This window comes from Sodalis praecaptivus, from assembly GCF_000517425.1.
GTDB lineage: Bacteria > Pseudomonadota > Gammaproteobacteria > Enterobacterales > Enterobacteriaceae > Sodalis_A > Sodalis_A praecaptivus.
Genome location: NZ_CP006569.1, coordinates 1,130,712 through 1,155,230, shown reverse-complemented (window position 1 = coordinate 1,155,230; position 24,519 = coordinate 1,130,712). Strand labels below are relative to the sequence as shown.

Genomic DNA, 24,519 nt, shown 5'->3' with positions numbered 1-24,519 from the left:
AGGGGAGCATAAACCTTAGGTGTCGGGAATGTCGGCCATAGGCAATGGGCAGCGTCGCCCGCAGCCGTAGATGAGCGTGGGCCGCAGGCGTGATAACGAGCGTGTTGCCCGGCCTGGCTTGAAAGCCGGCGGTATCCCTCTTTACCGCCAGCCCCTATGGCGCTGCCTTTCCTAACCGCCCGGCGCCGTGCGAAGGCGGCACGGTTTTGCAACGCTGTTCACCGTCCGGGCCAGCGCCCGTTTCGGTCGCCGGCCAGGACAGAGCGCTACCGTGAAGTTACGGCTGATAGCTCAGCGTAATCGGCGCGTCAGGGATGTGGGTATAGGTGGTAATAATGTGATGATAATCTGCCGTGGGATCCAGGCGGGTGAACGCCTGTGGATAAAGATCTTTGGCCAGAATTTCCATACCAATGATATTATATGGATGGTTATAAAAGTGATGATAGACCCCGTATACCGCCCCCGTCTTGACCGGCGCGATTGCATTCAATCCGGTGCGGTGAATAAGCGTATTGAAGACCGCACCAACCTGCTCATGGCTGACGCCGTACCCGAACGGCAAGATATTATTATTCGGCCGTTTGGACCCGGTCATGATATAGGCGTCCGGCTTCATGGCAATGATTTTTTCCAGCGAAACAAACCCGGACGCGCCCGGTAACAGCGTGGAACCTATATTTTTAGCGCCGACCGATTCCACCAGTCCGCCCCAGCCATTATGGCCATGAGTAAAACAGCAGTTGTCGCTATTGCCGGCAATAGGCTCGATGAATACCGTGGGTTTGATTTTAATGCTGTTGATGGTTTGCTGCATGCTGGCGAAGCGTTGCTGATAAAAGGCGGTGTATTCGCCGGCGCGCGCCTCCTGATTCAACGCCTTGCCCAATAACGTAATGCTGGCGGCGGTATTCTTTGCTGGATGCAGTTCATAATCGATAAACATCACCGGGATACCGAGCCGTTGTAAGTTACTGATAACGCCGGTCTGCTCAAGGGCCGGTTTCGCGCGCAATTGCGCTATCATCAGGTCGGGTTTCTGGGCAATAACGCTCTCCAGATTCACCTGTCCCTGATCGTTAAATCCCATGTCGATAATATCGCCGGCGGCCGGCCAGGTTTTTTTCAACAGTTCCCAGGTCTGGACATCCTGTTTCTTGGGCAAATTATTCCACGCCACCACGCGGCGGAAGGGATTTTCCCGATCCAGCAGCGCCAGAGAGAGGATATCGCGGCCGTCCTGCAATATGACATGTTGCGGCTCTTTCGCCAGCGTAAGCGTTTGGCCGTCCATATCGGTGACCGTCAGCGGATAAGTGCTCGCCAGGCAGCCGGCCGAGGCGCACAGCGCGCCAACCGTCATCATCATCTTGATTTTCAACACATGTATTCCCTGCGCAAATTATTGGAAGTGATAATTATTATCATATAGAGCTTTATTCGCAAAGCGCTGGTGCCGGTTAATCGCGTTTGCCTGTACGGCCTAACCGTGACGAGCCCCTGCCATTAAGCCTTGGTCGCGCGACACCGCCACCCTGCGGTGACGCCGGCAGGTGACAGAAAAAAGTTAAACCATCCATAAATCAACGGCGGAAAAACGCGCTCACCCTCCTCCAACGCCCGTTTAGCGCGAGTGGCCGCCGTCGTTTCGTGATAATTTAACTTTAACGATTCATCTCTAAGCAACCGCGCCGTCCTGGCTTCGCCGTAACTTAAACCTGCAGCAGTAGATGCGCATTATGACAAAATCCCCTTCTCGTTCTCTTTTCGTTCTGGCTCTGGCGGTCATCCTTACCGGACTTGTCGCCGGCATTAGCGGTATGCTGCTGGCGATGCTGCTTCATGCTATACAGCATCTCTTTTTTGGCTATAGCTTGCCGCACATCATCAGCCAAGAGAGCTTTTTACAGGGCGTCACCGCCGCTTCTCCCCTGCGCCGCGCCGGCGTGCTGATGTTTTGCGGTCTGGTGGCGGGCGGTGGCTGGTGGCTGCTTTATCGCCACGCGCGCCCGCTGGTCAGCATTGCCCGCGCGCTTGCCAGTGCAAAGCCGGCAATGCCGGTGGCGGCAACGCTTATCCACGCGCTGTTGCAAATTACCACCGTTGCGCTGGGCTCACCCTTGGGCCGCGAAGTCGCGCCCCGTGAAGTGGGCGCCATGAGCGCCGGGCGGCTGGCGCGCATCTTGGGCCTGGGCGACGCCGACACCCGCATCCTGATGGCCTGCGGCGCCGGCGCCGGGCTGGCGGCGGTGTACAACGTCCCGCTGGGCGGCGCGCTATTTGTACTGGAAGTGCTGATGGGAACGTTCAGCTTCACGGTGATGATCCCGGCGCTGGCCTGCTGCGCTATCGCGGCGATGGTCGCCTGGGCGGGGCTTGGCAATGAAACGCAATATCATCTGCCTGCCCTGGCGGTGACGCCTGCGCTTCTGGTCTGGTCGCTGCTGGCCGGTCCGCTGTTCGGGCTGGCCGCCTACGGCTTTAGCCGCCTCACCCGTAGCGCCAGGGACAGGGCGCCGCGCAACGCCCTGTTGCCCGTGCTATGCCTGTTGAATTTTACCGTTATCGGTTTGCTGGCGGCGACGTTCCCGGCTTTGTTGGGCAACGGCAAAGGTCCCGCGCAATTGAGTTTTGGCAATCATCTACTGATGGCGACGGCGGCAACGCTATTGGTATTGAAGATCGCGGCCATATGGGGCAGTTTACGCGCCGGCGCCCAGGGCGGCCTGCTTACGCCGGGTTTGACCTGCGGCGCGCTGTTGGCCTGCTTGCTGGGAGGCGCCTGGAATCATTTGTGGCCCGGCACCGCGCCGGGAGCCTTTGCGGTCATTGGCGCCGGGGCATTTTTGGCCGCGTCGATGACGATGCCGCTCACGGCGATAGTGTTGATATTCGAGTTCACCGACCTGACGCTGAATTTTCTGCCGCCGATGATCGTTGCCGTCACCGGCGCGATGTGCCTGTTCAAATTCTGTCAGTCAAGGGCAGCGCCTAGAGGATCGGAAGGTAGCGCGCCGGTGCGTAACGATACCGCATCGGCGGGTGATGGCGCGCCAGAACAGCCGTAGGGGTGAACGCCCCGCGGCCGCTCATTGGATGCATGAAGCACTGACCGACGCGTTAAACCTCATCCCGCGCCTTTGATGCGACAATAGGTATACACGCTGAGCCCACCGACAATAGCGACGATGCCGATGACCACGAAGCCCGGCAAATAGGAGCCGGTGCTGCCGTGGAGAAACTCGACGACAAAGCCCGCCGTTGTTCCGCCGACGCCCGCGCCGATACCGTTGATGATCCCGGACGCGGCCCCCACCGCTTCCTTTCTGACGCTGGAAGTAATAATGGACCAGATATTGGTAGTAAAGCAGCTGGTAAACCAGGCGATGGAAAGCGTGATGACCGCCATTTTCACGACCGGGCTGGCAATTAAGGGAAGCGTAATCAGCAAAATCCCCGCCACCGACAAACCGCCGGCGGCAATCAACCCGCGCCGTTGGGTTTTGTCGCTGACATAAGACATGGGAATGGCGAAAAGAATGGCCAGAAAATAAGGCAATGAACTGGCCAGCCCCTGCCATAATCCGCTGAATCCCAGCGAACTTACCACCATCGGAATAAACAGGGTCACGCCCCAAAACAGCATACCGTTGGCGAAATAACTGAAGATCAACAACAGAAAAGGCGCGCCGCCTAAATCGCGAAATGACACCATCCCCTTGACGGGCACGTCATCGGCGCTGGCCGCGGCATTATTTTCAAGCGGCGTATCCGGCGCATTTTTGAGAAAGATAAGAAACAGGGGGACCACAATCAAAACACCGAGCCCGCCGGTAATATAAAATACCCATTGCCAGCTCAAATAGGTAAATATCGGCGTTAAGATCAGAAAGCCTAACGACAGCGCCAGAAATTGCCCGTAAAACTGTATCAGATTGGTGCCGCGGGTTATTTCTTCTTTAGTAAACCACGCCCGGGCAAATCTGAACTGCTGCGGCCAGTAGATCCCTTCAGCTACGCCCAGAATAATGCGATAAATAATGAGCACCGTAGGCGAGGTTACCCACGCCGTCATAATCTGCACCACCGACCATAAAAATACCATACTGACGATGGTGATTTTAGGATTGAGCTTAGTTGTCAAAATACCGCCGAAGAAATTGGCAAATGCATAACCAATCAAAAATCCCGTGAGCGCAAGGCTTTTTACCGCCGAACCGTTTATATCTAGGTCTTTTTCAATGCCGGGCAAGGCAATTGAAAGATTGGACCTATCCAGATAGGCGACAAAAATCCCGATCATCAGCGTAACGCCAATGCGAAACCATTTAGAGGTAAACATAGTCATTCCCACATCAAGGTATGATTTATAAATAAACTCGCCCTAAGCGGATCAGGTCGAATAATGCTTTATCATATCGAAGTCAATCTCAATGCCGAGGCCGGGGCGCTGCGGCACCTGCATAACGGGACCGATAGCCAAATCGGAGAGCTGCTCGCGGAAGATATTCGGCGCGCGGTCCAGCTCCAGAACGGGGCGCGGTTTTGCCATGGCCGGGACCGCCAGCGGAATAGCGCTGGTCAGATGCAGCGTAGCGGCAAGGGAAATAGCCGATCCCCATTGATGCGGATAGCATTCGATACCGTATGCCGTGGCCAGTTGGGCAATCGTCAGCGCTTCGCTTATTCCGCCGCAGGCGGCAACATCTGGCTGAGCGATATCAATACACTGCTGTTCTAAATAGGATCGAAAACCAAAGCGCGTGAATTCCGATTCACCGCCGGCGATACGCATGTCCAGTTTATCCCTCACCTCGCGATAACCGGCAAAATCATCAGGCAATACCGGCTCCTCAAACCAGGCAATATTGTGTGGCGCGATCCGTTTTCCCAGCGCGATGGCTTCATTAGCCGTATAGGCGCGATTGGCATCCACCGCCAACAGGGCGCTATCGCCGATACATTGGCGGACCTTATGTACCCGGAGCGCATCGTCTTCAATCGACAGCGCGCCGACCTTCATTTTAAATGCGCTAAAGCCCTCGCTGATTGCTTGCGCCGCATTCTCTTCAATCACGCGGGCATTCTCGGCCGAATAATAAAATGTCGAAGCATAGGCCGCCACCGGCTGCGCTACATCGCCCCCCAGTAACTGGCCTATCGGCTGGTTCACATACTGGCCGTATATATCCCACAGGGCGATATCAATTCCCGATAAGGCGGAAATCGCAATCCCTTTGCGGCCAAACTCGCGCGTGCGGTTATAAAGCGTCTCCCAAACATGACGGCGCGGCAGCGGATCGCGCCCGATAAGCTGCGGGGCGTAAAGTTCTTTTATCAATGCGGCATTGGTTTCGGCCGGGCCAAAGCACTCCCCCCAGCCGGTAATCCCGTCATCGGTTTTAATTTCAACCAGGCATATAGCGCGAACATCCCAATACCATTGCGACATGCCGAATTTTTCAGAAAGCTTGTCCTTAAGCACATGGGTGTTAATTTCAGTGACTCGCATGATGTCTTATTCTCCTGTCTACTTTCTTATTGTCGATTGCCGTTCAATCAGCGTGACGGGCAATCGGGTCTGACCACTGTCGGCGATGCTCTTTTCCTTGGTCAGCACCGCGATAAGTTTACTGGCCGCGCCGGCGCCGATGTCATACGTCGGCTGTGCAATAACGGTCAGCGGTGTGGCGATAACCGAGGCCCATTCCGTATCGTCGAAGCCGATAAACAGCAGGTCGCGCGGAAAAGCCAAACCGGCGCGATGCATTGCCTTGACCATGCTGAGCGACAGCTTGCCGTTAATGGAAATAATGCCGGGCGTGGCCGCCCCGTTCACGGCCTGCGCAATATGTTCGCCAAGCGTATCCACGGTCTCGTTTTCCACAATCACGGTACGGCACGGCACCCCTTTGAACGCCTCGCTTTCACCGATGGCATTAAACGCGTCCACGCGTTCAATACGGGGGGAAATCGTATCCGGCGGCGGCGTAAACAGCGTGACGGCATCACAGTGCCGCTGCCGCAGGTGCGCCATCGCCAGTTGCATTCCTTGCCGATTGTCCACCGATACGCAATTCATATCCTCGAAGCCGAGTTTTCTGCCGACCAGTACCGTCGGGATTTCCTGGGCAACGGTCCGGATAAAGCGATCGTTTTTTCCCGTGCTGTTGATGATGAAACCGTCGACGCGTTTGGACATCATATTTTCAATAATGGCGATTTCGTTTTGGGCATCATCTTTGGCATCGCATAAAAACAGCGTATAACCAAACGGCGTACAGACGCCTTCAATACCTTTTAATATATCCATTGAATAAGGATTAAAAATGTCCGCCATAATCACGGCGATGGTCTTGCTCTGCGTGCTGCGCAACGAACGCGCGACGTCGTTCGGCTTGTAGTTCATTTCGGCAATAACCCGGCCTATCCGCTCACGCGTCGCCACGCTCATCGAGCCGAATTTACCGTTTAGATAGCGTGAAATTGTCGCCGTCGATACGCCCGCCGCCTGGGCAACATCGCTGATGGCTACTTTCTTGTCCATGAAGATAAATAGTTAGGTAATCGATTACCTAACTATAGAGATTCCTTTAATGATGACTGTGATCAATCACTCAATTTCATCACGCCATCGCCCGCCGAGAGGCATATCGCGCCTACTGCGCCCCCATTTCGCCGCCGGCCGGCACCGAAAGTGACAACATTGGGCTGTAAACCCTTTCCAGGGCCGCACCTCGGTAAAGACGTGCGTCCCCTCCACCGCGGACGGTCGTTACGCGCTACGTCAGATGAATCGATTTGCTGATTGGTCACAGCCTTGCAGCGGCCGAAATCGTCCGCGGACTAGCGGCGATAGGTTGTGCATTGATTGGGGTTTCTCACGGCAATATGACCCCGTATGGACCCGGGCACCGCCAGACGACGCTGTTCAGGACCGGCGTCGACCGGTCCGCCCCAGCAAGCATGTTTTGCGCAGGCCGGATGATGCTATCAGGACGCATGCAGGGAACGTCCCGACGGGCGGTGCGGCGGCGAGAGTGACTTCGCCGCCTTCTGCGCCCGCTGTCGCCACAGTGCAATCTTACAAGGAGTAATGTCATGCCAGAATTCAAGAAAACCCTTACCACCGGTCATTTGGTCTTGTTCGGATTGGCCTATATGGCGCCCATTATCGTACTCGGCACCTTTGGGGTACTGGCGCAAATCACCGAGGGCCACGTGGCCGGCGCCTACGTGCTGGCGCTGTTCGCCATGTTTTTCACCGCCTGCAGCTACAGCCAGATGTCCGCCGCCTTTCCGGTGGCCGGCTCCGCCTACGTCTACGTGCGTAACGCCATCAGCGAGAACATGGGTTTTCTCGCCGGCTGGAGCATCCTGCTGGATTATCTGTTTTTGCCGATGGTTATCTGGCTCATCGGCGCGGTCTACCTCTCATCAGCGGTGCCGGCGGTGCCCCAGTTCGCCTGGCTGCTGGCGTTTATCGCCGTCACCACCGCCATCAATATCGTTGGGCTGAAGGTAGCCTATGCCGTCAATTTGCTGCTGATGGCGGTGCAGCTGCTGATTGTGGTGGCCTTCGCGACGCTGGCGATACATTACATCTGGGGTGACGCTTCGCAATCGTTTTGGAGTCTGGCGCCGTTTCTCGACGATCGCGATCAGCTCTTGCCTATCTTGATCGCCGGCGCCGCCGTGGCCTGTTATTCCTTCCTGGGATTCGATGCCATCACCACCCTGGCCGGCGAAACGCTCGATCCTCAGCGCAGCATCCCGCGCGCGATAATGCTTATCACGCTTAGCGGCGGCATTCTCTTTATCGTCGTTGCCTGGTGCGTGCAGTTGGCCCATCCCGGCGCGACGTTTCAGAACGCCGATTCGGCGGCGTTTGAAATCGCCGGTAATATCGGTGGCGACGTGTTCGTCACGCTGTTTATGATAGGGCTGGTATTCGGCCAATTCGCCTCCGGCATCTCCGCACAGGCCAGCGCCAGCCGGATGCTTTACAGCCTGGGCTGCGACGGCGTGCTGCCCCGCCTACTCGGACGGCTAGGCCGATTTACCACGCCGGTGAACGCCATTGCGCTATGCGCGACGGTCGCGCTGCTGGCGCTGATGATGAACGTGACCACGTCCACGTCGTTTATCAACTTCGGCGCCTTTCTGGCGTTTACCTTGGTCAATTTGTCGGTCATTGGCCACTATTATCTGCGGTTGAAGCGCCGCGGCGGCTGGGACGCGCTGCGTTATCTGGTGGCTCCGGCGCTCGGCGCCCTGTCCTCTTTATGGCTGCTGATAAGTTTGGACCGCACCGCCATCATGCTCGGTTCCGCCTGGTTGGCGCTCGGCGCGCTGCGCCTGCTGTGGCTGCGCTTGGGCAACAAACGGCTGGCGCTGCATGCGGGAGGGGACCCGAAGTAACCGGCCGTGCGCCGATGGTGAGGGCCGATGGCGGCGCGGCAACGGCGCGTGCCCCCTTCTGCGGGCCGCGTCGGAAATGCTAGACTGGCCGCCCGTCATCGCTCAACGACAGAGAAACAGTATGGATGAAACCACGTTGTCTGCCACCGCCATTTCCCGCGACCGGTTCACCGGCCAGATCGTACGCGACATGCACTTTTCGGGCTGTGATTTTTCCCGGGCCGATCTGACCGACAGCCAGTTTCTGAACTGCCGTTTTTATGATGATGATATCCGCAGCGGCTGCAATTTCAGCCACGCGCTGCTGCGTGACGCCAGCTTTGTCGGCTGCGATTTATCGCTGGCGGATTTCCGCTATGCCGACGCGCTCGGCCTGGAAATACGCGAATGCAAAGTTCAGGGCGCGGATTTTCGCGAGGCCAGCTTTATGAACAGCCTTGGCCGGCGCCGGTTCTTCTGCCGCGCTTACATCACTAAAAGCAATCTGAGTTACTGCAATTTCAGCCGGCAGACGCTGGAAAAATGCGAATTGATGGGCAACCGCTGGCGCGGCGCGGTGCTGACCGGCGCCAATTTTCGCGGCTCCGATCTTTCGGGGGGCGAGCTGAACCAGATAGACTGGCTGGCGGCTGATTTTACCTATTGCGATCTGACCAATGCCGACCTGGGCAACCTCGATATCCGCCGGGTGAACCTGGAGGGGGTCAAGCTGGAGAGCTGGCAGTTGGCCGATCTGGCGCACCCGCTTGGCATTCTGGTGGTGGATGCGCCCTGAAACGGCGCCGGCGCCTTCGGTGACGGCAATACCCGGCTTCTCCCCGCCGTCGGACGCCTTAGACGGCGGCAAGAACGCGCGCCTCCCCGCCGCCGACACAGCGCGGTCGCCGGCTCAGTTAGCTTTCACCACCGGCAGGTCCGCGACGCGCGTGGTATAGGCCGGCGACAACATCTGCCGCTTCATCTGCCAACCGCGCTGTATCCCCTGTCCGGCAAACCACACTTTGCCCTTGCCGGAGTGATTGATTTCATCCAGCGCCGCCATCAGCGCCTCACTATTGGCGCGGGGCTGATGATCATCGAACAGGGGTAATTGCGCCACGTTCTTGCTGTAAAAGTCACCCAACATCACGCCGGCCTTCTGATAGCGCAGCCCCGGTACGAAAATACGATCCAGACAGTCGGTGGCCAGATTGACGATATCGCGGGTATCAAAGGTGGGAACGGTCAGTTTGCCGCTGGCCTGATTGCCGTAATACACCTCTCCCGGCGCGTGGGGGCTGGTTTTGATAAATACCGACACCATACGGCAATATTGTCGCTCGGCACGCAGCTTTTCCGCAGCGCGCTCGGCGTAGGCGCAAACCGCTTCGCGCAGCGCGACATAGTCGCTCACCCGCTCGCCGAAGGAGCGGGAATTCACGATCTGCTGCTTGACCGGCGCAAACTCCTCCAGCGCCAGGCAAGATTCGCCGCGCAGTTCGCGTACGGTGCGTTCCAGCACCACGTTAAAATGTTTGCGAATAAAGGCGCTATGGCTGTCCGCCAGCTGGAGCGCGGTATTGATGCCCAACGCATTCAGCGCTTTGCCGATGCGCCGCCCCACCCCCCACACCTCATCCACCGGCACCAGCGCCATCAGTTTGCGCTGACGCTCGCGGGCGGACAGATCCACCACGCCGCCGGTTTTATGCCAGGTCTTGGCGGCATGGTTGGCAAGCTTCGCCAGGGTTTTCGTCGGCGCGATGCCGATGCCGACATGGAGGTTAGTCCATTGATGAACCCGTCGTTTGACGCTGTGGCCGAAGGCCGTGAGATCAACGCAGCGATCGACGCCGGCCAGGTTCATGAAGGCTTCATCAATGGAGTAAATCTCCACCGCCGGCGCCATCTCTTCCAGGATGGACATCACCCTATGGGACATATCGGCATACAGCGCGTAGTTACTGGAGAAAACGGTAATGCGGTGACGCCGGCATAATTCGCGCATCTTGAAGTACGGTACGCCCATTTTGATGCCGAGCCGTTTCGCCTCGGCAGAGCGGGCGATCACGCAGCCGTCATTATTGCTTAATACCACCACCGGCGTCCGGCGCAAATCAGGCCGGAAAACCGTTTCACAGGATGCATAGAAGGAATTGACATCCGCTAGCGCAAACATGATCAGGGTGCCGAATGAATAATAAAGGTTACCACGCCGAAAATTTCGATATTGTCCTCATCCCGAATCGGTATGGGCCGATAAGCGGGGTTCATCGGGATTAAACGCGGCACCGGGGTAAGCTGCAGCTGTTTGACGGTAAACTCGCCCCCTACCGATGCGATAACAATTTGCCCGTGGCGGGCGGTAATAGAACAATCCACCACCAGCATATCCCCTTCATTAATAAACCCTTCTATCATCGAATCGCCGGTGACGCGCACAAAATAGGTGGCGGCCGGATGACTCACGCAGAGTTGGTTAAGATCAATACGGTTCTCAATATAATCCTGCGCCGGGCTGGGGAAGCCGGCCGGCACTCGTTCGACAAACAGGGAAAGTGGCATAACGCCGGCGGCATCATCTGCGCGAAAAAAGAGCATACTTCATGACTCCGAATGTTTCTTTACTGTGTTTTCATACAGTATAAACATGGAGTATTAGACTTGTGAAGCGAAGCCGGAGGGTCAAATGGTAGGTGCTTGAAGCGGCAAAAAATATAATTTGATGGCCGCGCGCGGTCGCGACAATAAAAGACGCAATACGCCGAAATAGCTGTTAAGCCAGCGCATAATCACTCACGGCGATTATTGTAAACGCAGCGGTACAGGGCATGAAAAAAACGGGGTTAAAAGAAGCGCGGATACATTCTTTTTCACGCCCGCTCTCGGGAAAAAAAGAGAGACGGGCGCACGGCCGGCGAATGGAATTGATTATGTTTATTTGACTATTGTGCCGGCTCGCCGTTTACCGTATAGAGTAAAATTCCCCAACAGATAATACCGCTTTGTACGGTAGCCTGGTCCGGCCAGGGTAGGATGTCGTCCGGCGCGTCAAGATTTTCCAGGTATTTCTCCGGCCGCAGCCGCAGCCGCCGCAAGGAGAGATCTTCGCCGGTCTGGATGACCACAATACTGCCGTCCCGCGGCTCCGCGGCCGGGTCGACCACCAGCAGCGCGCCGGCGCGGAGGCCGCAGGTGACGCTCGCCTCGCAGGCGCGCATCAAATAGGTGGCGTTTGCTTCGCCATAGTAGAGGGTTTCCAGCAGAACCCGATGTCCGTTATTCGCCAGGGTAGAAGGACGTTCATTCATCGCTACCGCCTTATGGGTTATGTATATATATACAGGCTAGTATAAACGGCGGCCCCTGTGAAGTGAGTGAGCACTTGCAACCGATATAGTTCGGACAAATCCGTTGCCATTCAATGTAGTTCGGACAAATCCGTTCCCCTATGGCCAAAATTCCCGCCAGCGCCGCATTTTCGCCACCAATGCCGGCGATAGCAGGTCTATGGCGAAACTCAGACAAGAAACGATAGGCGCCAGGCGCTGGGTGATGGGGGTCAACGCTGGGTGTCCGCGCTGGGTGTCAGCGTCGGCGTTTAGCGTTGGGGACTGGGGATTGAAGATTGAGCATTGGGCATTGGGCATTGAGCATTGAGCATTGAGCATTGAGCCTTGAGCATTGGGCATTGGGCATTGGGGACTGGGGATTGAAGATTGAGCATTGAGCATTGAGCATTGAGCATTGAGCATTGAGCATTGAGCATTGAGCATTGAGCATTGAGCATTGAGCATTGAGCATTGAGCATTGAGCATTGAGCATTGAGCATTGAGCATTGAGCATTGGGCATTGAGCATTGGGCATTGGGCATTGGGCATTGGGCATTGGGCATTGGGCATTGGGCATTGGGCATTGGGCATTGGGCATTGGGCATTGGGCATTGGGCATTGGGCACTGGGCACTGGGCACTGGGCACTGGGCATTGGACGTTGACGGCAGACAAAGGATAACGGTGGACAATCGCCGACCCGTGCGATCGGTTGCCGCGTCGACGCACGCCCCGACGTTCAGGGCCGGATAATTTTCTGCACTAGCCGGGCGATTTCCTGCCGGCTGGCGGGAGTACGATCCACTGCGTGATGCAGCATCATTCCCTCAATCAACGCATCCAGCGCCCGGGCGGTGGGAAGATCGAAAAAACGCAGCAGCGCGCGCTGGCTACGGGCCATCCAGTCCTGCATCACCGGTTTCAACCCGGGATGACGGCTGCCATAGAGGTACAATTCATAGCTCAACAATAAATTCCTCTCGAACGTGGCCTCATCGCCGCAGATGATATCCACGATAACCTCCCCCACCTCGTCAGCGCTGCGGGCGACCCCGAGCCGCGCCGCATAATCCGCCGACATCGCGACGGCAAACTGGCTAAACGCGTCTTTGAGCAGCTCCTGCATACCGGCGAAATGATAGGTCATCGATCCCAGCGGGACATCGGCGGCGGCGGCGATCTTGCGGTGGGTGATACTCGCCACGCCATGTTGCGCAATCATATCGAGCGTCGCGTCAATAATACGCGCACGCCGATCCGGGTCGGTACGCCGGCTTTTCTTGCTGCTCATACAGGTGCCCTCGAAAGGCTAAGGTGATAGAGGAAAACGGCCGTCCGCCAAAGTGTACATTTGTACATTATCATGGATGATGCTAGGCTCAGAAGCAAGATACCTTGCCATCAGGAGTTCGCTTGAGCCTGACCAGTATGCAGCGCCGCGGCCTCGCGCTATTTCTGTTTTTCTTTATGCCCGGACTCTGTATGGCCTCCTGGGTAACCCGCACGCCCGCCATTCGCGACCGCCTGCACGCCTCCACCGCCGAAATGGGCATGGTGCTGTTTGGCCTATCGCTGGGCTCGATGGGCGGCATACTCAGTTCCGGCTGGCTGACCCGCCGCCTCGGTACCCGACCGGTCATCATTACCGGCATGGCGATGGTGACGGCCGCAATGCTTATCATTGCCTGCGGCGCGGCGCTCTCGCAGTCGGTGCTGGTCGCGGCCGGGCTGTTTTTCATCGGGGTCGGTATGGGCAGCGCCGAAGTGGCGATCAACATCGAAGGGGCGACCGTGGAGCGGCTGCTTGACCGCCCGGTGATGTCGATGCTGCACGGTTGTTATAGCCTGGGTACCCTGGCGGGCGCGGCGATCGGCATTGGTCTGACCGCCATGGATTTCCCTATTCAATGGCATTTACTGCTGATTGCGGGTATTGCGCTGCCGGCGGTGCCCTGGGGCTTGCGCTCGATTCCGGCCGGCACGGGTAAGGCGCAGGCAACAGGGGAAGGCCATCGGCGCAGCGGGTCGATGCTGAGGGTGATGAAAAACCGTCAGTTGTTGATGATAGGCGTCATCGTATTGGCGATGGCGCTGGCGGAAGGCTCGGCCAGCGATTGGCTACCGCTATTGATGGTGGACGGGCATGGTTTCAACGCCACGTCCGGCTCGCTGATTTACGCCGGCTTTGCGCTGGCGATGACCGCCGGGCGATTTGGCGGCGGCATGTTCCAAATGCGGTTCGGGCGAGTCAATGTCGTGCGCGGCAGCGCGCTGCTGGGGGCCACGGGATTGGCGCTTATTATTTTCGCCGATAACGCGCTAGTGGCCGGCGGCGCGGTGGTGTTATGGGGACTGGGTGCCTCTCTCGGCTTTCCGCTCACGATCTCCGCCGCCGGCGACAGCGAGCAATTTGCCGCGGAGCGCGTCAGTATCGTCGCCACGCTGGGCTATGTGGCGTTTTTGGTCGGCCCGCCGCTGCTGGGTTTCCTGGGCCAGCATTTCGGCCTGCGCTCGGCGATGATCCTGGTGCTGGCGATGGTCGCGCTGGCGATCGTCCTGGCGCCGGCGATGCGGGAATCTTCGGCGCAGGCCACGGCGCGGCCATGACGGTAGATAACGGGAGACGGCAATGAAGGAGAAAGAAAAAGCGGCAGCGGGGTTACTTTACGACCCCTGCGGCTGCCCGCAGCTCAGCCAAGAGCGGCAGGCGGCAAAAGTCACGCTGTGGCAATATAATCAATGCGACCCGCGGGATGGCGCGCGGCGTCAGCGCCTGCTTAAGAGCCTGCTGGGCAGCAGCGGCGACGGTTTATGTATTGAACCGCCCTTTCACTGTGATTATGGTTACCATATTCACGTCGGCAAAAATGTCTATGCCAACGTCAATCTGGTGATCCTCGACTGCGCGCCGGTCACTCTGGGCGATAATGTCTTTATCGCGCCCAATGTCGGGATTTATACCGCAGGTCATCCGCTTGACGTGGCGCGACGCAATCAGGGATTAGAGTATGCTCTGCCGATCACTATCGGCAATAACGTATGGATAGGCGGCGGCGTGACTATCTTACCGGGCGTCACCATCGGCGATAATACGGTTATTGGCGCCGGCAGTGTGGTCACGCGGGACATACCGGCGTCGGTTCTGGCGTTCGGTTATCCCTGCCGGGTGGCGCGGCCGTTACCCTAGCAGGCCAACGGCCGTGGCCGCAAAAAATAGCGCGCGGCCGTTTAATCCGTCGTGGCCGTCCCGTCATGGCTGGCCGGCGCCAAGGCGGCCTTCGGCCGCCCCTCCGGGGCGCTGCGCCCGGGATCGACGCCGCCGCGGTCAGGATCGGCGCCGCTGAGTTCGCGCTTGGTGCCGCCGCGGTCAGGATCGGCGCCGCTGAGTTCGCGCTTGGCGCCGCCGCGGTCAGGATCGGTGCCGCTGAGCTCGCGCTTGGCGCCGCCGCGGTCAGGATCGGCGCCGCTGAGCTCGCGCTTGGCGCCGCCGCGGTCAGGATCGGCGCCGCTGAGCTCGCACTTGGCGCCGCCGCGGTCGCGACTGGTGCCCCCGCGGCGGGATAACGCGCCTTTCGCGCCGTGCTGCGGGGAAAGCGGTTCACCGCTTTCCGACTGACCGACAAATTGCCCGCCGCGCTGTATCGTCATACCGGCGCAGCGGCTGACGCCGTGCAGCTCGCCGTGCTCCAGGATGTCCAGCGTGGTGGCGCAACAGGTGCCTTCCACCTTGCCATCGATGATGATCTCGGGCGCCAGCAACTCCCCCTCCACCTGGCCGGCATGCATCACATGAATGGCCCCCTCTTTGACGCGAATATTGCCGGTAATTTTGCCCCAGATATGAATATCGCCCTCAATGTCGATATCGCCGGTGAACACGGCGCTTTTGGCAATCAGCGTCGCGCGCTGTTTTTCCACCCGCTGAGAAGCGCCCGCGGGCGCGGCGGCGGGCGCGGGCTCCGGCGGGAGCGGCGTTTGCGCAGGCATTTTTTTTCCAAACATATTCCGGTTTTCCACCCTCGTTTTGACAAAATACAGGACCAACAGACCCAGCGCGGCAGATGCTGCCGCTGCGCACAACAGCGTTCTGTCCATAAGATACGCCGCCAGCGCCAGGATCCACCCCGTCCAGGCGCCATTCAGCCACAGGCCGTCCGGGTAGCGTTGTTGTGTTTTTTTGTTCATTCCCTTTGTTTCCAGCGCCGCGCCGGAGGTCGTCATCGGGCGCTATCGCGGCAACCATAGCGGATAGCCGGCGCGGATGAAGCGGGAATAAACCTGGGTATCGAGGGGGATTTCGCCCTTTTCGCCGCGTCAGTGCAACGCGCCGGCCCCGACGCGAATATCGCTGGCGGTCATCAATGCGGTGCGGATAAGCGTTTTCACGGCATCTTGTTGCGTCGCCAGCGCCATACTGGGCGCGCCGGGATGCGCGGCCGCCATCTCCGGCAAATAAGGCAAATGGACAAAACCGCCGCGCATGGGGGCTTGCCGGCTGGCGATATAATGGCACAGGCCGTAAAAAATCGCGTTGCAGTTATAGGTGCCGGCGGTTTGGGAAACAGAAGCGGGAATGCCCTCCCGGCGCAGCGCCTGCACCATGGCTTTAATCGGCAGCGTGGTAAAATAGCCGGCAGGCCCCTCTGGAAAAACCGGCTCATCCACCGGCTGCTGGCCGGCGTTATCGGGAATACGCGCATCGACAAGATTGATCGCTACCCGCTCAAGGGTAATATCGGCGCGTCCGCCGGCCTGGCCGAGACAAAGCACCAGCGCAGGGCGCAGCGTTGCCAGCATGTGGAAGAGCGCCGGGTTAACCCGTGAGATAACGCACGGCAGTTGGCGCGCCACCAGCGTCGCGCCCGCCAACTGCTCGCCGTCAAGCCTGCGCGCAACTTCCCATGAAGGATTCAGGCTTTCGCCATCAAAAGGTTCAATACCGGTTACGAGTACCACTGACATGGTTTCTTCTCCCTTATTTAGCGTTATGGCGGGATGATAGCCAAAGCGCAGGCAATTCTTGAAATGGATAAACGCTATTCCTATTATTGATGTCATGAATCTTGCCTCCGTCGATCTTAACTTGCTGGTGGTGTTTGAGGCCCTGTATGAAACGGGGAATGTTACCCTGGCCGGTAAACGGCTCAACCGCGCGCAGCCGTCGGTAAGCAATGCGCTGGGCCGCCTGCGCCTGATGTTTCAAGACGAGCTGTTTGTTCGCACCGCCGGCGGTATGGTGCCGACCGAAAAAGCGCGGACGCTGATACCGGCCATTGTCGCCATTCTTGATCAGGTGCGCGCGACCCTGGACAGAGATAGCGTATTCGATCCCGCTCGGGCCCAGGGCCGACGTTTCACGCTGGCCGCCAGCGACTATGCCGATATCGTGCTGGTGCCCCATATTGTGCGTCGCCTGCGCCGGCTGGCGCCCGGCATCGATTTGCGCTGGTGTTCGCTGGATCGGGAGCGCATTTACGCCCAGTTGGATAACGCGCAGGTGGATATCGCCATCGGCGGCCATCTGACGCCGCCGAAACGTATGCGGGTGGTGCCACTGTATAGCGAAGACTTCGTCTGCATCGCCGATCGCGCCACGCTACCCGCCGGATCTCGGGACGCCCCTCCCGGAACGCTGGCGCTGCAAACCTATTTGCAGCGGCCCCACGCGCTGTTCGTTCCGAGCAATGACGGTTCACGGCGCGGGGTTATCGACCAGAAGCTCGCGGCCATGGGCTTAAAACGCCGCGTCGCGGCAACGTTCTCCCACATCGTCGCGCTGCCGCAGGCCGTAAGCGGCACCGACCTCATCGCCACGTTGGCCGGGCGAGTGGCTCGCCGACTGATTACCGATCCGCTGCGAATACTGGCTCTGCCGGCGGAACTGGCGGATACCGCTTTCAGCATTGATATGGTCAGCGGCCGCGGCGATAGCGCAAGCCGATGGCTAGCGCAACAACTCCTGCTGGCGGTGCGGCAAATGCAGGCTGAGGAAGACGACCAGAATTGAGCGACGGCTATATGCAAAGTTAGCCCGACACGGGCTGACGGCTAACCGATGCCGCAGCAAAGCGGCGCGCATCCTGATACACTAAGGCAATAGCGCAAGATGACATCGGCTAGAAGCCGGATGGGGATCGGATAATATGAAAGAACAGGAAAAAGCGGAAATCAAACGGCTCAGCGACCGGCTGGATGCTCTGAACCATAAAGAGCCCAACGTCATTCAGCAGGGCGATCCTGAGCAATTGGCGCAGCACCAAGAGGAAAAAGCGACGCTGGAAACGGAAATTCACCGGCTGAAAAACCTGCGCGTCGCAAAGTTGAGCAAACAGGCGCAGCAGCTACAAACGTTTTCATTCAGCCGGCCAATCAGCAAAAAAGAGCAGGCCGACATGGGCGCGCTGAAGAAAAAAGTGCGCGGTCTGGTGGTGGTGCACCCGATGACCGCCCTCGGCCGAGAAATGGGGCTGAAGGATGTCACCGGTTACGCCCGTAGCCCCTTTTAAGCGGCAGCTTTCCTCACCGGCATGACGACAGCGCAATGAACGATCTGCCTTACCTAACCGGTTATCCCGCCGACCTGGTCGAGCGCGTCCGCCGCCTGATGGCGCAGGACCGGCTCGGCCCTTGGCTTGCAAGCCAATATCCAACCTACCACGCGATTCAGACGGACAAAGCGCTGTACCAATACGTCAGCGAACTGAAACAGCGTTATCTGAAAAACACCGCCGCTCTCGCCAAGGTGTATTTCGATAATCGGCAGAATCCCGTTAAAGGAACCTTGGGTACCAACACCTTTGTCTCCCGTCCCCAGGGCGGCAAGCTTAAAAGTAAAAACGAAATCCGCATCGCCGCGTTATTTCGCGCCGCGCCAGAGGCGTTTCTCAGGATGATCGTGATACACGAGCTGGCCCATTTAAAAGAGAAGGAGCATAACAAGTCCTTTTATCAATTATGCTGCCATATGGACCCCCGCTATCATCAATGGGAATTTGATATGCGCGTCTGGCTTACCTGGCGCGAACACGCATCATCGCGCGCCGAAGGGCAATAGCGCCGCGACGGTCATGCGTGCGCCAGCCGCGCCAAAGAGAAACCCTAACCCCCCTCTTTTGCCGATCCTGATCGCGCGCGGCCGCAGCCGATGTCCGGCCCAAGGTAAGCACCAGATTACCCGAAGCCAGGCGCTTAGGGCTGAGGGAAGCAAAACCGGCACCGGGGACGGCGCCAAATGCACCCGGCGCTGCCACCGGTTCGATGATATGAAATGCGCATCGCCGCGCCCGATGACACCCGATGCTTATCACAGACCCGGTAGTATCAGACGCAAGCAACAGCGCTCATTAACTTCTGCCCCTGTTTAACGGCTACGCCAGACTTTAATTAACAGCTCCGATCAATATTCCCCGACCCAGACGTTAATCGCAGGCTGACGGCGCCTGCGCCCTGAGCAATTAATATCATCGACCTTTCTCGGAAAATTATATTATCCGCCACGACTGAGATGAAAAATGTAATTATCGCTGATGGTTCATACGTGCTGAGATTAAAGCCTATAATTGCCTGTTTGAGAAATGTACCCTGTGATACTCATTACCCTATTGTAATAAGGCCGGCGATACAGCTTGGTGTGAGATCACGCTTACATCATAGCACCCCATAATATCCCGCCGCCTTCAATCTCATATTTAAAAACGGTCAATCTCATTTATTGAGGGGGGAAAATGCCATTATCTTCGATAGCACCGTCTGCTATTGCCTATCGCCGCACACATGTCGAATCTGCATCTGAAGAGAACACAACCCTGCTCGGTATGCAAACGCGCCATGCCGGCAATATTACCCTCACTCGCGCGGCAAGCGGGTCGGGTGCCAAACAACCGGAAACGACGGCGAACGAAGCCGGGCGCAGCGAGGATGCCCCGCTCTGTAGTGCAACGATACCTTGGAAACAGGCGCTGACCGCGGCAAGAACGGTTGCGGACAACGCGCAGAATCAGCCGTTCACGCTTGCCGTCGCGGGTGCGAGCCCCCCCACCGACACCGCTGGAACGGTACGTTTCACCCCCGGCGCGGAGAATGTGGTCATGTCATCAACGGCCTTGGGGGAAGATACGGGTGAGCCCGAATTATCCCCGGTTGAACGCCGTCTGCGCAATGTTCTCCGACCGTTGCTACGCTGCATCCTTTCCGTGGGGATCCCCACCTGCGCCAGGGAGCTGGTACGCTTTGGCGTCCTCAGTGACCTGGGAGACGAATACCTTCCCGCGCTAAAAATAGCGGGATGTTGCGCCTCGCTACTGCCGTTCATTATCCAGAGCGGCGGACTGGGGCTTGATTATTTTCTTCAACGCTCGACCCCGACCAGCGTTTTAACGCGGGTGGCCGGGATGGTATTGGTGGCCTGGTCAAGTTATCAATTATGGGTCAGTGACCGTTTGACTTCCGTGGCGCCGGCACTGATTGCCGCTGAGTTTGTCTATGTCTTATCCAGGGATTTTATCCAATTCTTTTTACTGCTGGTTGATAATAATAGCGGGCCGCCAAGCGTGAGAACGACGCTGCTTGCCGCGGGCATTTACGGGATAAATCAAATTCTGGTCGATATATTGATGAGCGTGAGCGCCGCCGCTCTGGCGAATCATATCAATATCGTGGCGGCGAATGCTATCGCGCGCCCGGTGGTCAATATCCTCGGCGAGGTGGCGGATGAACTGACCTACCGCTCTCTTGGGCCCGCGAAAAGGAAGAATGGTGAGCTTGAAATTGGGATGCAGTGGCGACAGAGTGAAGAGATCACCCTCAAAACCATCGTTATAACATTTTTTACCACTCTGGCCGCACGGGCAACGTTATTTAGCTTAGCCTTTGGCTACGTCGAATTATTTGCCTCAGATGACATCACCGCGACACTTCTGATAGGCCTGATGTCCGTGGTGGGATATGTGCTTTTTATCGGCAATCACGTCCATAGCCCGGAGCCGGCCGTCGCGCCCGCGGAAGACGATCCTTCCGCCGCCGATGGAACGCTGCCGGCCGACGTTGCGCTCATGCCGCTCTGACCGCGCGGCAACACACCCGCGCGGCGAACGGCTCAGGCGCGTTAGACGCGGTAAGGGAGCGAAAAGCGCGCCCTATTCGCGCTGGGCGCCGACACTGCCGCTGATGGTCAGCCCCCGCGTTTCTCGGCCGAACGACACCAGAATCGCTATCAATATCGCCACGGTTCCCGCCACCAGCGCCATGGCCAGGCCGTAATTGTTACCGTGCGACTCGGCAACCGTGGCCTGCAGCGTGGCGTTCACCGACGCCAATAAATTCCCCAGTTGGTAGACAAATCCAGGCAGCACCGCGCGCGAGTTGGCGGGTACCAGTTCCGTAAGATAGCTGGGGATAACGCCCCAGGCGCCCTGCACCATAAACTGCATCAGAAACGCGCCGATGCCGATGGTGAGCGAGCCAGAGGAAAATGCCCATAGCGGCAGCACCGGCAATGCCAACAATGAAGCGGTGATCATGGCTTTTTTACGGCCGATGCGTTCCGATAAAGAACCAAAGGTGATCCCCCCCAGCATGGCGGCGATGTTATAGCCGATGGCGATAAGGCTGACGGTATGGGGATCAAAACCGTGTTGTACCTTCAAAAAGGTGGGATACAGGTCCTGCGTACCGTGGCTGAAAAAGTTGAAGCAGGCCATCAATACCACCAGGTAGACGCAAAGCTTCCAGTGCGTGCGGATCACCGGCAACAGCGCCACGCTCTCTTTGCGCTCCCGAGCCGCCAGCCACACCGGCGATTCCGGCACCTTGAAATAGATAAACGGCAGCAGCAGCACCGGCAGCGCCCCGATAAGAAACATACCGCGCCAGCCGACCAGCGCATAAAACAGTCCATAGATAATCGATGCCAGTAAATAGCCGCCCGGGTAACCCGCCTGGAAAATACCGGACATCAGCCCGCGCGAACGGTCGGGGATGGTTTCCATGGCAAGGGAGGATGCAACGCCCCAGATACCGCCCATCGCGATGCCGTAGATTACCCTGAAGGCGATAAACAGCCCCAGCGTGGGCGACCAGGCCGAGAGCAGCTCAAATAATGAAAACATCAGGACATTGACCATTAATATCGGCCGGCGGCCGAATTTCTCCGCCAAACGTCCGAATAGCAGCGCCCCGATGGGCCGCACCGCCAACGTCAGCATAATGGAAATGGAAACATTGGCGATATCGGTATGAAACCAGCCAGCGAGGTCGCTGAGTACAAACACCAGAATAAAGAAATCAAAGGCATCCAGCATCCAGCAGGCAAAGCAGGCGAACGCCACATTGCGCTGGGTCGCGGTCCAATTGAACATAGATGTGATCCTGTGGTTCTGTAAGTAGGGTACCGGTAACGAGGCGCAGCACTATAGAGAGGCGCGATTGGCAGGACGAGAGCGGCACGCTCCAAGTGTCCGGTCGTGGAACCGGTGCTGATGTCATGTTTTGGCAGTGTTATCTATTTGTTTATAACATGTAATTATTAGTCAGCTAGGTGAAAGTTGTTTCAAAGCGATGCAAAGGGTAAATCTCCATGTCCCGCGTAGGGCTATCCCGCCGGCGCGGACAGTCGTTACAGGCGGATAATGAGATCGACGTCGGAAACAAAGAGGGGGTACGACAAGGCATACGACACCCACGGTAGGGCGCAGGTTAGCTAGGGTGGGAGTGGCGTTCCCGGCGGCAGGTTGTGCTAAGCATCAACAGGCCGCCGGGCAGAAGGCGGGCTTTGACCGGCAAGCCGTTTGCCGGAAGTCAACGGCAGGAGCGCGACGGCGGCCGACATCGCCCAATAGGGGCAACGGTAGACGCGGGCGCGCCCGAGGGGTTAACGGGGGGCATTGCCCACCGCGCGGATCAAATGATAGCGTTTCCTCCCGTTACCGCCACGTTGGCGCCGGAAATGTAGCTGGCTTCCTCGCTGGCCAGCATTACGTAGACCGGCGCAAGCTCCGCCGGCTGCCCTGCGCGTTTCATCGGGGTTTCGCCGCCAAACTGCTTTACCTGATCCACCGGCATCGAGGCGGGAATCAAGGGTGTCCAGATGGGGCCGGGCGCCACGGAATTGCAGCGGATGCCCTTCTCCGCCAGCGCCGTCGCCAGACTACCGGTGAAACCGACGATGGCCGCCTTGGTGGTGGTATAGGCGACAAACATCGCTTTCGGCCTGTCGGCATTGATTGATGCGGTATTGATAATGGCGCTGCCTTTTGGCATGTGCGCCAGCGCCGCTTTGGTAATATGGAACATGGCGTAAACATTGGTTTTCATGGTGCGGTCAAACTCGTCGTCGGTAATGTCCTCGACGGCTTCACGCAGCTGCTGGAAAGCGGCGTTATTGACTAAAATATCGATACGGCCGAAAGATTGCACCGCCTGACGAACGATTTCCCGGCAATGCGCCGCATCGGTAATATCCCCCGCCACCAGCACCGCCTGCTGACCCGCCTCTTGCACCAAACGGGCCGTATCCTGCGCATCCTCATGCTCATCTAAATAAGCGATCACGACATCGGCTCCCTCGCGGGCATAGGCGATGGCGACCGCGCGGCCAATACCGGAGTCGCCGCCGGTGATGATGGCTTTTTTGCCCGCCAGCCGTCCCGAGCCGCGGTAATGATCTTCGCCATGATCCGGGCGCGGATCCATCGCTAAAAAAGAGCCGGGGAGAGACTGTTTTTGCTCCGGCAGTGGAGGAAAGGGATATTCAGACGACATGGGGCGCCTCCTTCAATCAACAAATAGTTAATTAACTAATTAATCAAATAATGTTTGGCACATCGCTAAGCGTAGTTGAAAAAATGGCGCGGCGAGGGCCCAAAAGGGGCAGGAACAGTGAAGGGGGGTTTACTACCTATTGCCATTGGCGTAGGCCGGTTGATAGCCGCATCGGCGCAACGTCATGGCTGAACCGCGCCGAAGCAGGCTGACGTTCAGCTCGGTTTCTTACCTGGTGGCGGCGTCGGCTGCCCCTCGCGCCGACTTTCTTGCGCCGCATCTTTTGCAGCTTGCGCCAGCGCGTCACGTTGTTGCTCCGTCAATTGCTCGCTTGCTTCATGCAGCTTGGCCAATCCTTCATCGATCGTCGTTTCTTCAGGCTTTTTTTTCGTCATCATAGGCCCCGATTAGCAAAAGAAAAGAAAGCGTCTGGCGCCCTGCACTGTCGGCGACGGGCGCGTTGCAGCCGGCTAGACGCTACCGCTAACGTCGCTGCCGTGCAGGCGGCCGGCGACATGACTGCCGTGCGCCGCAGTCGGCTCCCGCGCTGGCGGCGCTTGATGATCAAGCTCATGCAAAATGCCGCAATGGCGCGTCGCGCGCGCGGCATCGCAGCGCCCGCGCAGATCGTTAAGCTCCGCTTCAAGCGCCTGCAGCTCCACCATGCGGGTGCGGACATGTTCCAGATGCGCCTGAATCAAGCCATCGATGGCGCTACAGCCGGCGTCGGGCTGACTGCGTGCCGCGAGCAGTTCGCGGATTTCGTCATGGGTCATCTCCAGCGAGCGGCAACGCCGGATAAACACCAGTTGCTCCAGGTGGCGCTTGTCGTAGTGGCGGTAATTGTTGTTTTGATCGCGTATTGCCGCCGGCAGCAGCTGCTCGCGCTCGTAATAACGCACCGTCTCCACGGGACAGGCGGCCAGACGGGCCAATTCACCGATTTTCATCCAGGTCTCCCCAATAATCTATTGACCCTATAGTAGCTTCAGGGTGTTGAATTGACAACTTACGACAAGCCATCGGGAGAT

At 58.0% G+C, this 24,519-nt stretch carries 24 protein-coding genes; 10 read left to right on the top strand and 14 right to left on the bottom strand.

Annotated elements, in window-relative coordinates:
- Window positions 1-277: 277 nt before the first annotated feature.
- Window positions 278-1,369: an ABC transporter substrate-binding protein gene (locus SANT_RS05165; protein WP_148296345.1), complete on the bottom strand. Its 1,092-nt coding sequence runs from the start codon at window positions 1,367-1,369 to the stop codon at window positions 278-280.
- A gap of 370 nt (window positions 1,370-1,739) precedes the next feature.
- On the opposite strand from SANT_RS05165, the gene SANT_RS05160 reads away from it, so the two are divergent.
- A complete protein-coding gene (locus SANT_RS05160) occupies window positions 1,740-3,068 on the top strand; it encodes a chloride channel protein (protein WP_200867276.1) in 1,329 nt (442 codons plus the stop codon).
- A 59-nt stretch (window positions 3,069-3,127) separates the two neighbouring features.
- On the opposite strand, the gene SANT_RS05155 is transcribed toward SANT_RS05160, so the two are convergent.
- From SANT_RS05155 to SANT_RS05145, 3 genes are read right to left on the bottom strand one after another with little or no spacing between them, the layout of a single operon-like run.
- On the bottom strand, window positions 3,128-4,342 hold the full coding sequence (locus SANT_RS05155) for an MFS transporter (RefSeq protein WP_148296240.1): 1,215 nt from the start codon (window positions 4,340-4,342) through the stop codon (window positions 3,128-3,130).
- Window positions 4,343-4,393: 51 nt separating this feature from the next.
- Window positions 4,394-5,512, bottom strand: a complete 1,119-nt coding sequence (locus tag SANT_RS05150; RefSeq protein WP_025421233.1) for a mandelate racemase/muconate lactonizing enzyme family protein — start codon at window positions 5,510-5,512, stop codon at window positions 4,394-4,396.
- An 18-nt stretch (window positions 5,513-5,530) separates the two neighbouring features.
- Complete coding sequence (locus SANT_RS05145) at window positions 5,531-6,547, bottom strand: LacI family DNA-binding transcriptional regulator (RefSeq protein ID WP_025421232.1); 1,017 nt, start codon at window positions 6,545-6,547, stop codon at window positions 5,531-5,533.
- 554 nt (window positions 6,548-7,101) lie between these two features.
- On the opposite strand from SANT_RS05145, the gene SANT_RS05140 reads away from it, so the two are divergent.
- Together SANT_RS05140 and SANT_RS05135 are read left to right on the top strand one after the other, a co-directional pair.
- A complete protein-coding gene (locus SANT_RS05140; protein WP_025421231.1) occupies window positions 7,102-8,421 on the top strand; it encodes an APC family permease in 1,320 nt (439 codons plus the stop codon).
- 121 nt (window positions 8,422-8,542) lie between these two features.
- On the top strand, window positions 8,543-9,196 hold the full coding sequence (locus SANT_RS05135; RefSeq protein WP_025421230.1) for a Qnr family pentapeptide repeat protein: 654 nt from the start codon (window positions 8,543-8,545) through the stop codon (window positions 9,194-9,196).
- Between the two features lie 114 nt (window positions 9,197-9,310).
- Here the strand turns inward: SANT_RS05135 and umuC are convergent, their stop codons facing one another.
- The 3 genes from umuC to SANT_RS05120 all read right to left on the bottom strand — a co-directional run bounded on the left by umuC (window position 9,311) and on the right by SANT_RS05120 (window position 11,711).
- Window positions 9,311-10,579, bottom strand: a complete 1,269-nt coding sequence (gene umuC / locus SANT_RS05130; protein WP_025421229.1) for a translesion error-prone DNA polymerase V subunit UmuC — start codon at window positions 10,577-10,579, stop codon at window positions 9,311-9,313.
- A 2-nt stretch (window positions 10,580-10,581) separates the two neighbouring features.
- A complete protein-coding gene (gene umuD / locus SANT_RS05125) occupies window positions 10,582-11,001 on the bottom strand; it encodes a translesion error-prone DNA polymerase V autoproteolytic subunit (RefSeq protein ID WP_025421228.1) in 420 nt (139 codons plus the stop codon).
- A 344-nt stretch (window positions 11,002-11,345) separates the two neighbouring features.
- Window positions 11,346-11,711, bottom strand: coding sequence for a S24 family peptidase (locus tag SANT_RS05120; protein ID WP_025421227.1), 366 nt, complete (start codon window positions 11,709-11,711; stop codon window positions 11,346-11,348).
- A gap of 199 nt (window positions 11,712-11,910) precedes the next feature.
- Between SANT_RS05120 and SANT_RS24455 the strand changes: the two genes are divergently transcribed.
- A complete protein-coding gene (locus SANT_RS24455; RefSeq protein ID WP_158500147.1) occupies window positions 11,911-12,060 on the top strand; it encodes a hypothetical protein in 150 nt (49 codons plus the stop codon).
- Between the two features lie 410 nt (window positions 12,061-12,470).
- Here SANT_RS24455 and SANT_RS05115 read toward each other — a convergent pair whose 3' ends face one another.
- The gene (locus tag SANT_RS05115; RefSeq protein WP_025421226.1) at window positions 12,471-13,022 is read right to left on the bottom strand and encodes a TetR/AcrR family transcriptional regulator; all 552 of its coding nucleotides are present in this window, start codon (window positions 13,020-13,022) and stop codon (window positions 12,471-12,473) included.
- 137 nt (window positions 13,023-13,159) lie between these two features.
- On the opposite strand from SANT_RS05115, the gene SANT_RS05110 reads away from it, so the two are divergent.
- Together SANT_RS05110 and SANT_RS05105 are read left to right on the top strand one after the other, a co-directional pair.
- The gene (locus SANT_RS05110) at window positions 13,160-14,338 is read left to right on the top strand and encodes an MFS transporter (protein WP_051440213.1); all 1,179 of its coding nucleotides are present in this window, start codon (window positions 13,160-13,162) and stop codon (window positions 14,336-14,338) included.
- 22 nt (window positions 14,339-14,360) lie between these two features.
- A complete protein-coding gene (locus SANT_RS05105) occupies window positions 14,361-14,918 on the top strand; it encodes a sugar O-acetyltransferase (RefSeq protein ID WP_025421224.1) in 558 nt (185 codons plus the stop codon).
- A gap of 41 nt (window positions 14,919-14,959) precedes the next feature.
- Here SANT_RS05105 and SANT_RS24680 read toward each other — a convergent pair whose 3' ends face one another.
- Together SANT_RS24680 and pcp are read right to left on the bottom strand one after the other, a co-directional pair.
- Window positions 14,960-15,916: a bactofilin family protein gene (locus SANT_RS24680; protein ID WP_051440112.1), complete on the bottom strand. Its 957-nt coding sequence runs from the start codon at window positions 15,914-15,916 to the stop codon at window positions 14,960-14,962.
- 129 nt (window positions 15,917-16,045) lie between these two features.
- Window positions 16,046-16,693, bottom strand: a complete 648-nt coding sequence (pcp, locus tag SANT_RS05095; protein ID WP_025421222.1) for a pyroglutamyl-peptidase I — start codon at window positions 16,691-16,693, stop codon at window positions 16,046-16,048.
- Between the two features lie 58 nt (window positions 16,694-16,751).
- Here pcp and SANT_RS05090 point away from each other — a divergent pair, with 58 nt between their 5' ends.
- From SANT_RS05090 to SANT_RS05075, 4 genes are all read left to right on the top strand, one after another.
- Complete coding sequence (locus SANT_RS05090; RefSeq protein WP_200867275.1) at window positions 16,752-17,738, top strand: LysR family transcriptional regulator; 987 nt, start codon at window positions 16,752-16,754, stop codon at window positions 17,736-17,738.
- 136 nt (window positions 17,739-17,874) lie between these two features.
- Window positions 17,875-18,237, top strand: coding sequence for a YibL family ribosome-associated protein (locus SANT_RS05085; RefSeq protein WP_025421220.1), 363 nt, complete (start codon window positions 17,875-17,877; stop codon window positions 18,235-18,237).
- Window positions 18,238-18,272: 35 nt separating this feature from the next.
- Window positions 18,273-18,785, top strand: a complete 513-nt coding sequence (locus SANT_RS05080; RefSeq protein WP_025421219.1) for a YgjP-like metallopeptidase domain-containing protein — start codon at window positions 18,273-18,275, stop codon at window positions 18,783-18,785.
- A 670-nt stretch (window positions 18,786-19,455) separates the two neighbouring features.
- Window positions 19,456-20,793, top strand: a complete 1,338-nt coding sequence (locus tag SANT_RS05075; protein WP_148296239.1) for a hypothetical protein — start codon at window positions 19,456-19,458, stop codon at window positions 20,791-20,793.
- Between the two features lie 72 nt (window positions 20,794-20,865).
- Here SANT_RS05075 and SANT_RS05070 read toward each other — a convergent pair whose 3' ends face one another.
- From SANT_RS05070 to cadR, 4 genes are all read right to left on the bottom strand, one after another.
- Window positions 20,866-22,086 (bottom strand): MFS transporter, encoded by a 1,221-nt coding sequence (locus tag SANT_RS05070; protein WP_025421217.1) that lies wholly within the window; start codon window positions 22,084-22,086, stop codon window positions 20,866-20,868.
- 541 nt (window positions 22,087-22,627) lie between these two features.
- On the bottom strand, window positions 22,628-23,488 hold the full coding sequence (locus tag SANT_RS05065) for a glucose 1-dehydrogenase (RefSeq protein ID WP_025421216.1): 861 nt from the start codon (window positions 23,486-23,488) through the stop codon (window positions 22,628-22,630).
- 215 nt (window positions 23,489-23,703) lie between these two features.
- Complete coding sequence (locus SANT_RS05060; protein ID WP_038668226.1) at window positions 23,704-23,886, bottom strand: hypothetical protein; 183 nt, start codon at window positions 23,884-23,886, stop codon at window positions 23,704-23,706.
- 72 nt (window positions 23,887-23,958) lie between these two features.
- Window positions 23,959-24,438 carry a Cd(II)/Pb(II)-responsive transcriptional regulator gene (cadR, locus tag SANT_RS05055; protein ID WP_025421214.1) on the bottom strand — a complete coding sequence of 160 codons (480 nt, stop codon included), beginning with the start codon at window positions 24,436-24,438 and terminating at the stop codon, window positions 23,959-23,961.
- Between the last annotated feature and the right edge of the window lie 81 nt (window positions 24,439-24,519).

Bases quoted from the DNA above. Each gene is read 5' to 3' on its own strand.
- SANT_RS05085 (WP_025421220.1), top strand. From the start codon at position 17,875: ATGAAAGAACAGGAAAAAGCGGAAATCAAACGGCTCAGCGACCGGCTG.
- SANT_RS05075 (WP_148296239.1), top strand. From the start codon at position 19,456: ATGCCATTATCTTCGATAGCACCGTCTGCTATTGCCTATCGCCGCACA.
- SANT_RS05165 (WP_148296345.1), bottom strand. From the start codon at position 1,369: ATGATGATGACGGTTGGCGCGCTGTGCGCCTCGGCCGGCTGCCTGGCG.
- SANT_RS05150 (WP_025421233.1), bottom strand. From the start codon at position 5,512: ATGCGAGTCACTGAAATTAACACCCATGTGCTTAAGGACAAGCTTTCT.
- SANT_RS05140 (WP_025421231.1), top strand. From the start codon at position 7,102: ATGCCAGAATTCAAGAAAACCCTTACCACCGGTCATTTGGTCTTGTTC.
- SANT_RS05155 (WP_148296240.1), bottom strand. From the start codon at position 4,342: ATGTTTACCTCTAAATGGTTTCGCATTGGCGTTACGCTGATGATCGGG.
- pcp (WP_025421222.1), bottom strand. From the start codon at position 16,693: ATGTCAGTGGTACTCGTAACCGGTATTGAACCTTTTGATGGCGAAAGC.
- SANT_RS05070 (WP_025421217.1), bottom strand. From the start codon at position 22,086: ATGTTCAATTGGACCGCGACCCAGCGCAATGTGGCGTTCGCCTGCTTT.
- SANT_RS05110 (WP_051440213.1), top strand. From the start codon at position 13,160: ATGCAGCGCCGCGGCCTCGCGCTATTTCTGTTTTTCTTTATGCCCGGA.
- SANT_RS05135 (WP_025421230.1), top strand. From the start codon at position 8,543: ATGGATGAAACCACGTTGTCTGCCACCGCCATTTCCCGCGACCGGTTC.
- SANT_RS05065 (WP_025421216.1), bottom strand. From the start codon at position 23,488: ATGTCGTCTGAATATCCCTTTCCTCCACTGCCGGAGCAAAAACAGTCT.
- umuD (WP_025421228.1), bottom strand. From the start codon at position 11,001: ATGCTCTTTTTTCGCGCAGATGATGCCGCCGGCGTTATGCCACTTTCC.
- SANT_RS05160 (WP_200867276.1), top strand. From the start codon at position 1,740: ATGACAAAATCCCCTTCTCGTTCTCTTTTCGTTCTGGCTCTGGCGGTC.
- SANT_RS24455 (WP_158500147.1), top strand. From the start codon at position 11,911: ATGGCGAAACTCAGACAAGAAACGATAGGCGCCAGGCGCTGGGTGATG.
- cadR (WP_025421214.1), bottom strand. From the start codon at position 24,438: ATGAAAATCGGTGAATTGGCCCGTCTGGCCGCCTGTCCCGTGGAGACG.
- SANT_RS05060 (WP_038668226.1), bottom strand. From the start codon at position 23,886: ATGATGACGAAAAAAAAGCCTGAAGAAACGACGATCGATGAAGGATTG.
- SANT_RS05105 (WP_025421224.1), top strand. From the start codon at position 14,361: ATGAAGGAGAAAGAAAAAGCGGCAGCGGGGTTACTTTACGACCCCTGC.
- SANT_RS05145 (WP_025421232.1), bottom strand. From the start codon at position 6,547: ATGGACAAGAAAGTAGCCATCAGCGATGTTGCCCAGGCGGCGGGCGTA.
- SANT_RS24680 (WP_051440112.1), bottom strand. From the start codon at position 15,916: ATGAACAAAAAAACACAACAACGCTACCCGGACGGCCTGTGGCTGAAT.
- SANT_RS05115 (WP_025421226.1), bottom strand. From the start codon at position 13,022: ATGAGCAGCAAGAAAAGCCGGCGTACCGACCCGGATCGGCGTGCGCGT.
- SANT_RS05080 (WP_025421219.1), top strand. From the start codon at position 18,273: ATGAACGATCTGCCTTACCTAACCGGTTATCCCGCCGACCTGGTCGAG.
- SANT_RS05120 (WP_025421227.1), bottom strand. From the start codon at position 11,711: ATGAATGAACGTCCTTCTACCCTGGCGAATAACGGACATCGGGTTCTG.
- umuC (WP_025421229.1), bottom strand. From the start codon at position 10,579: ATGTTTGCGCTAGCGGATGTCAATTCCTTCTATGCATCCTGTGAAACG.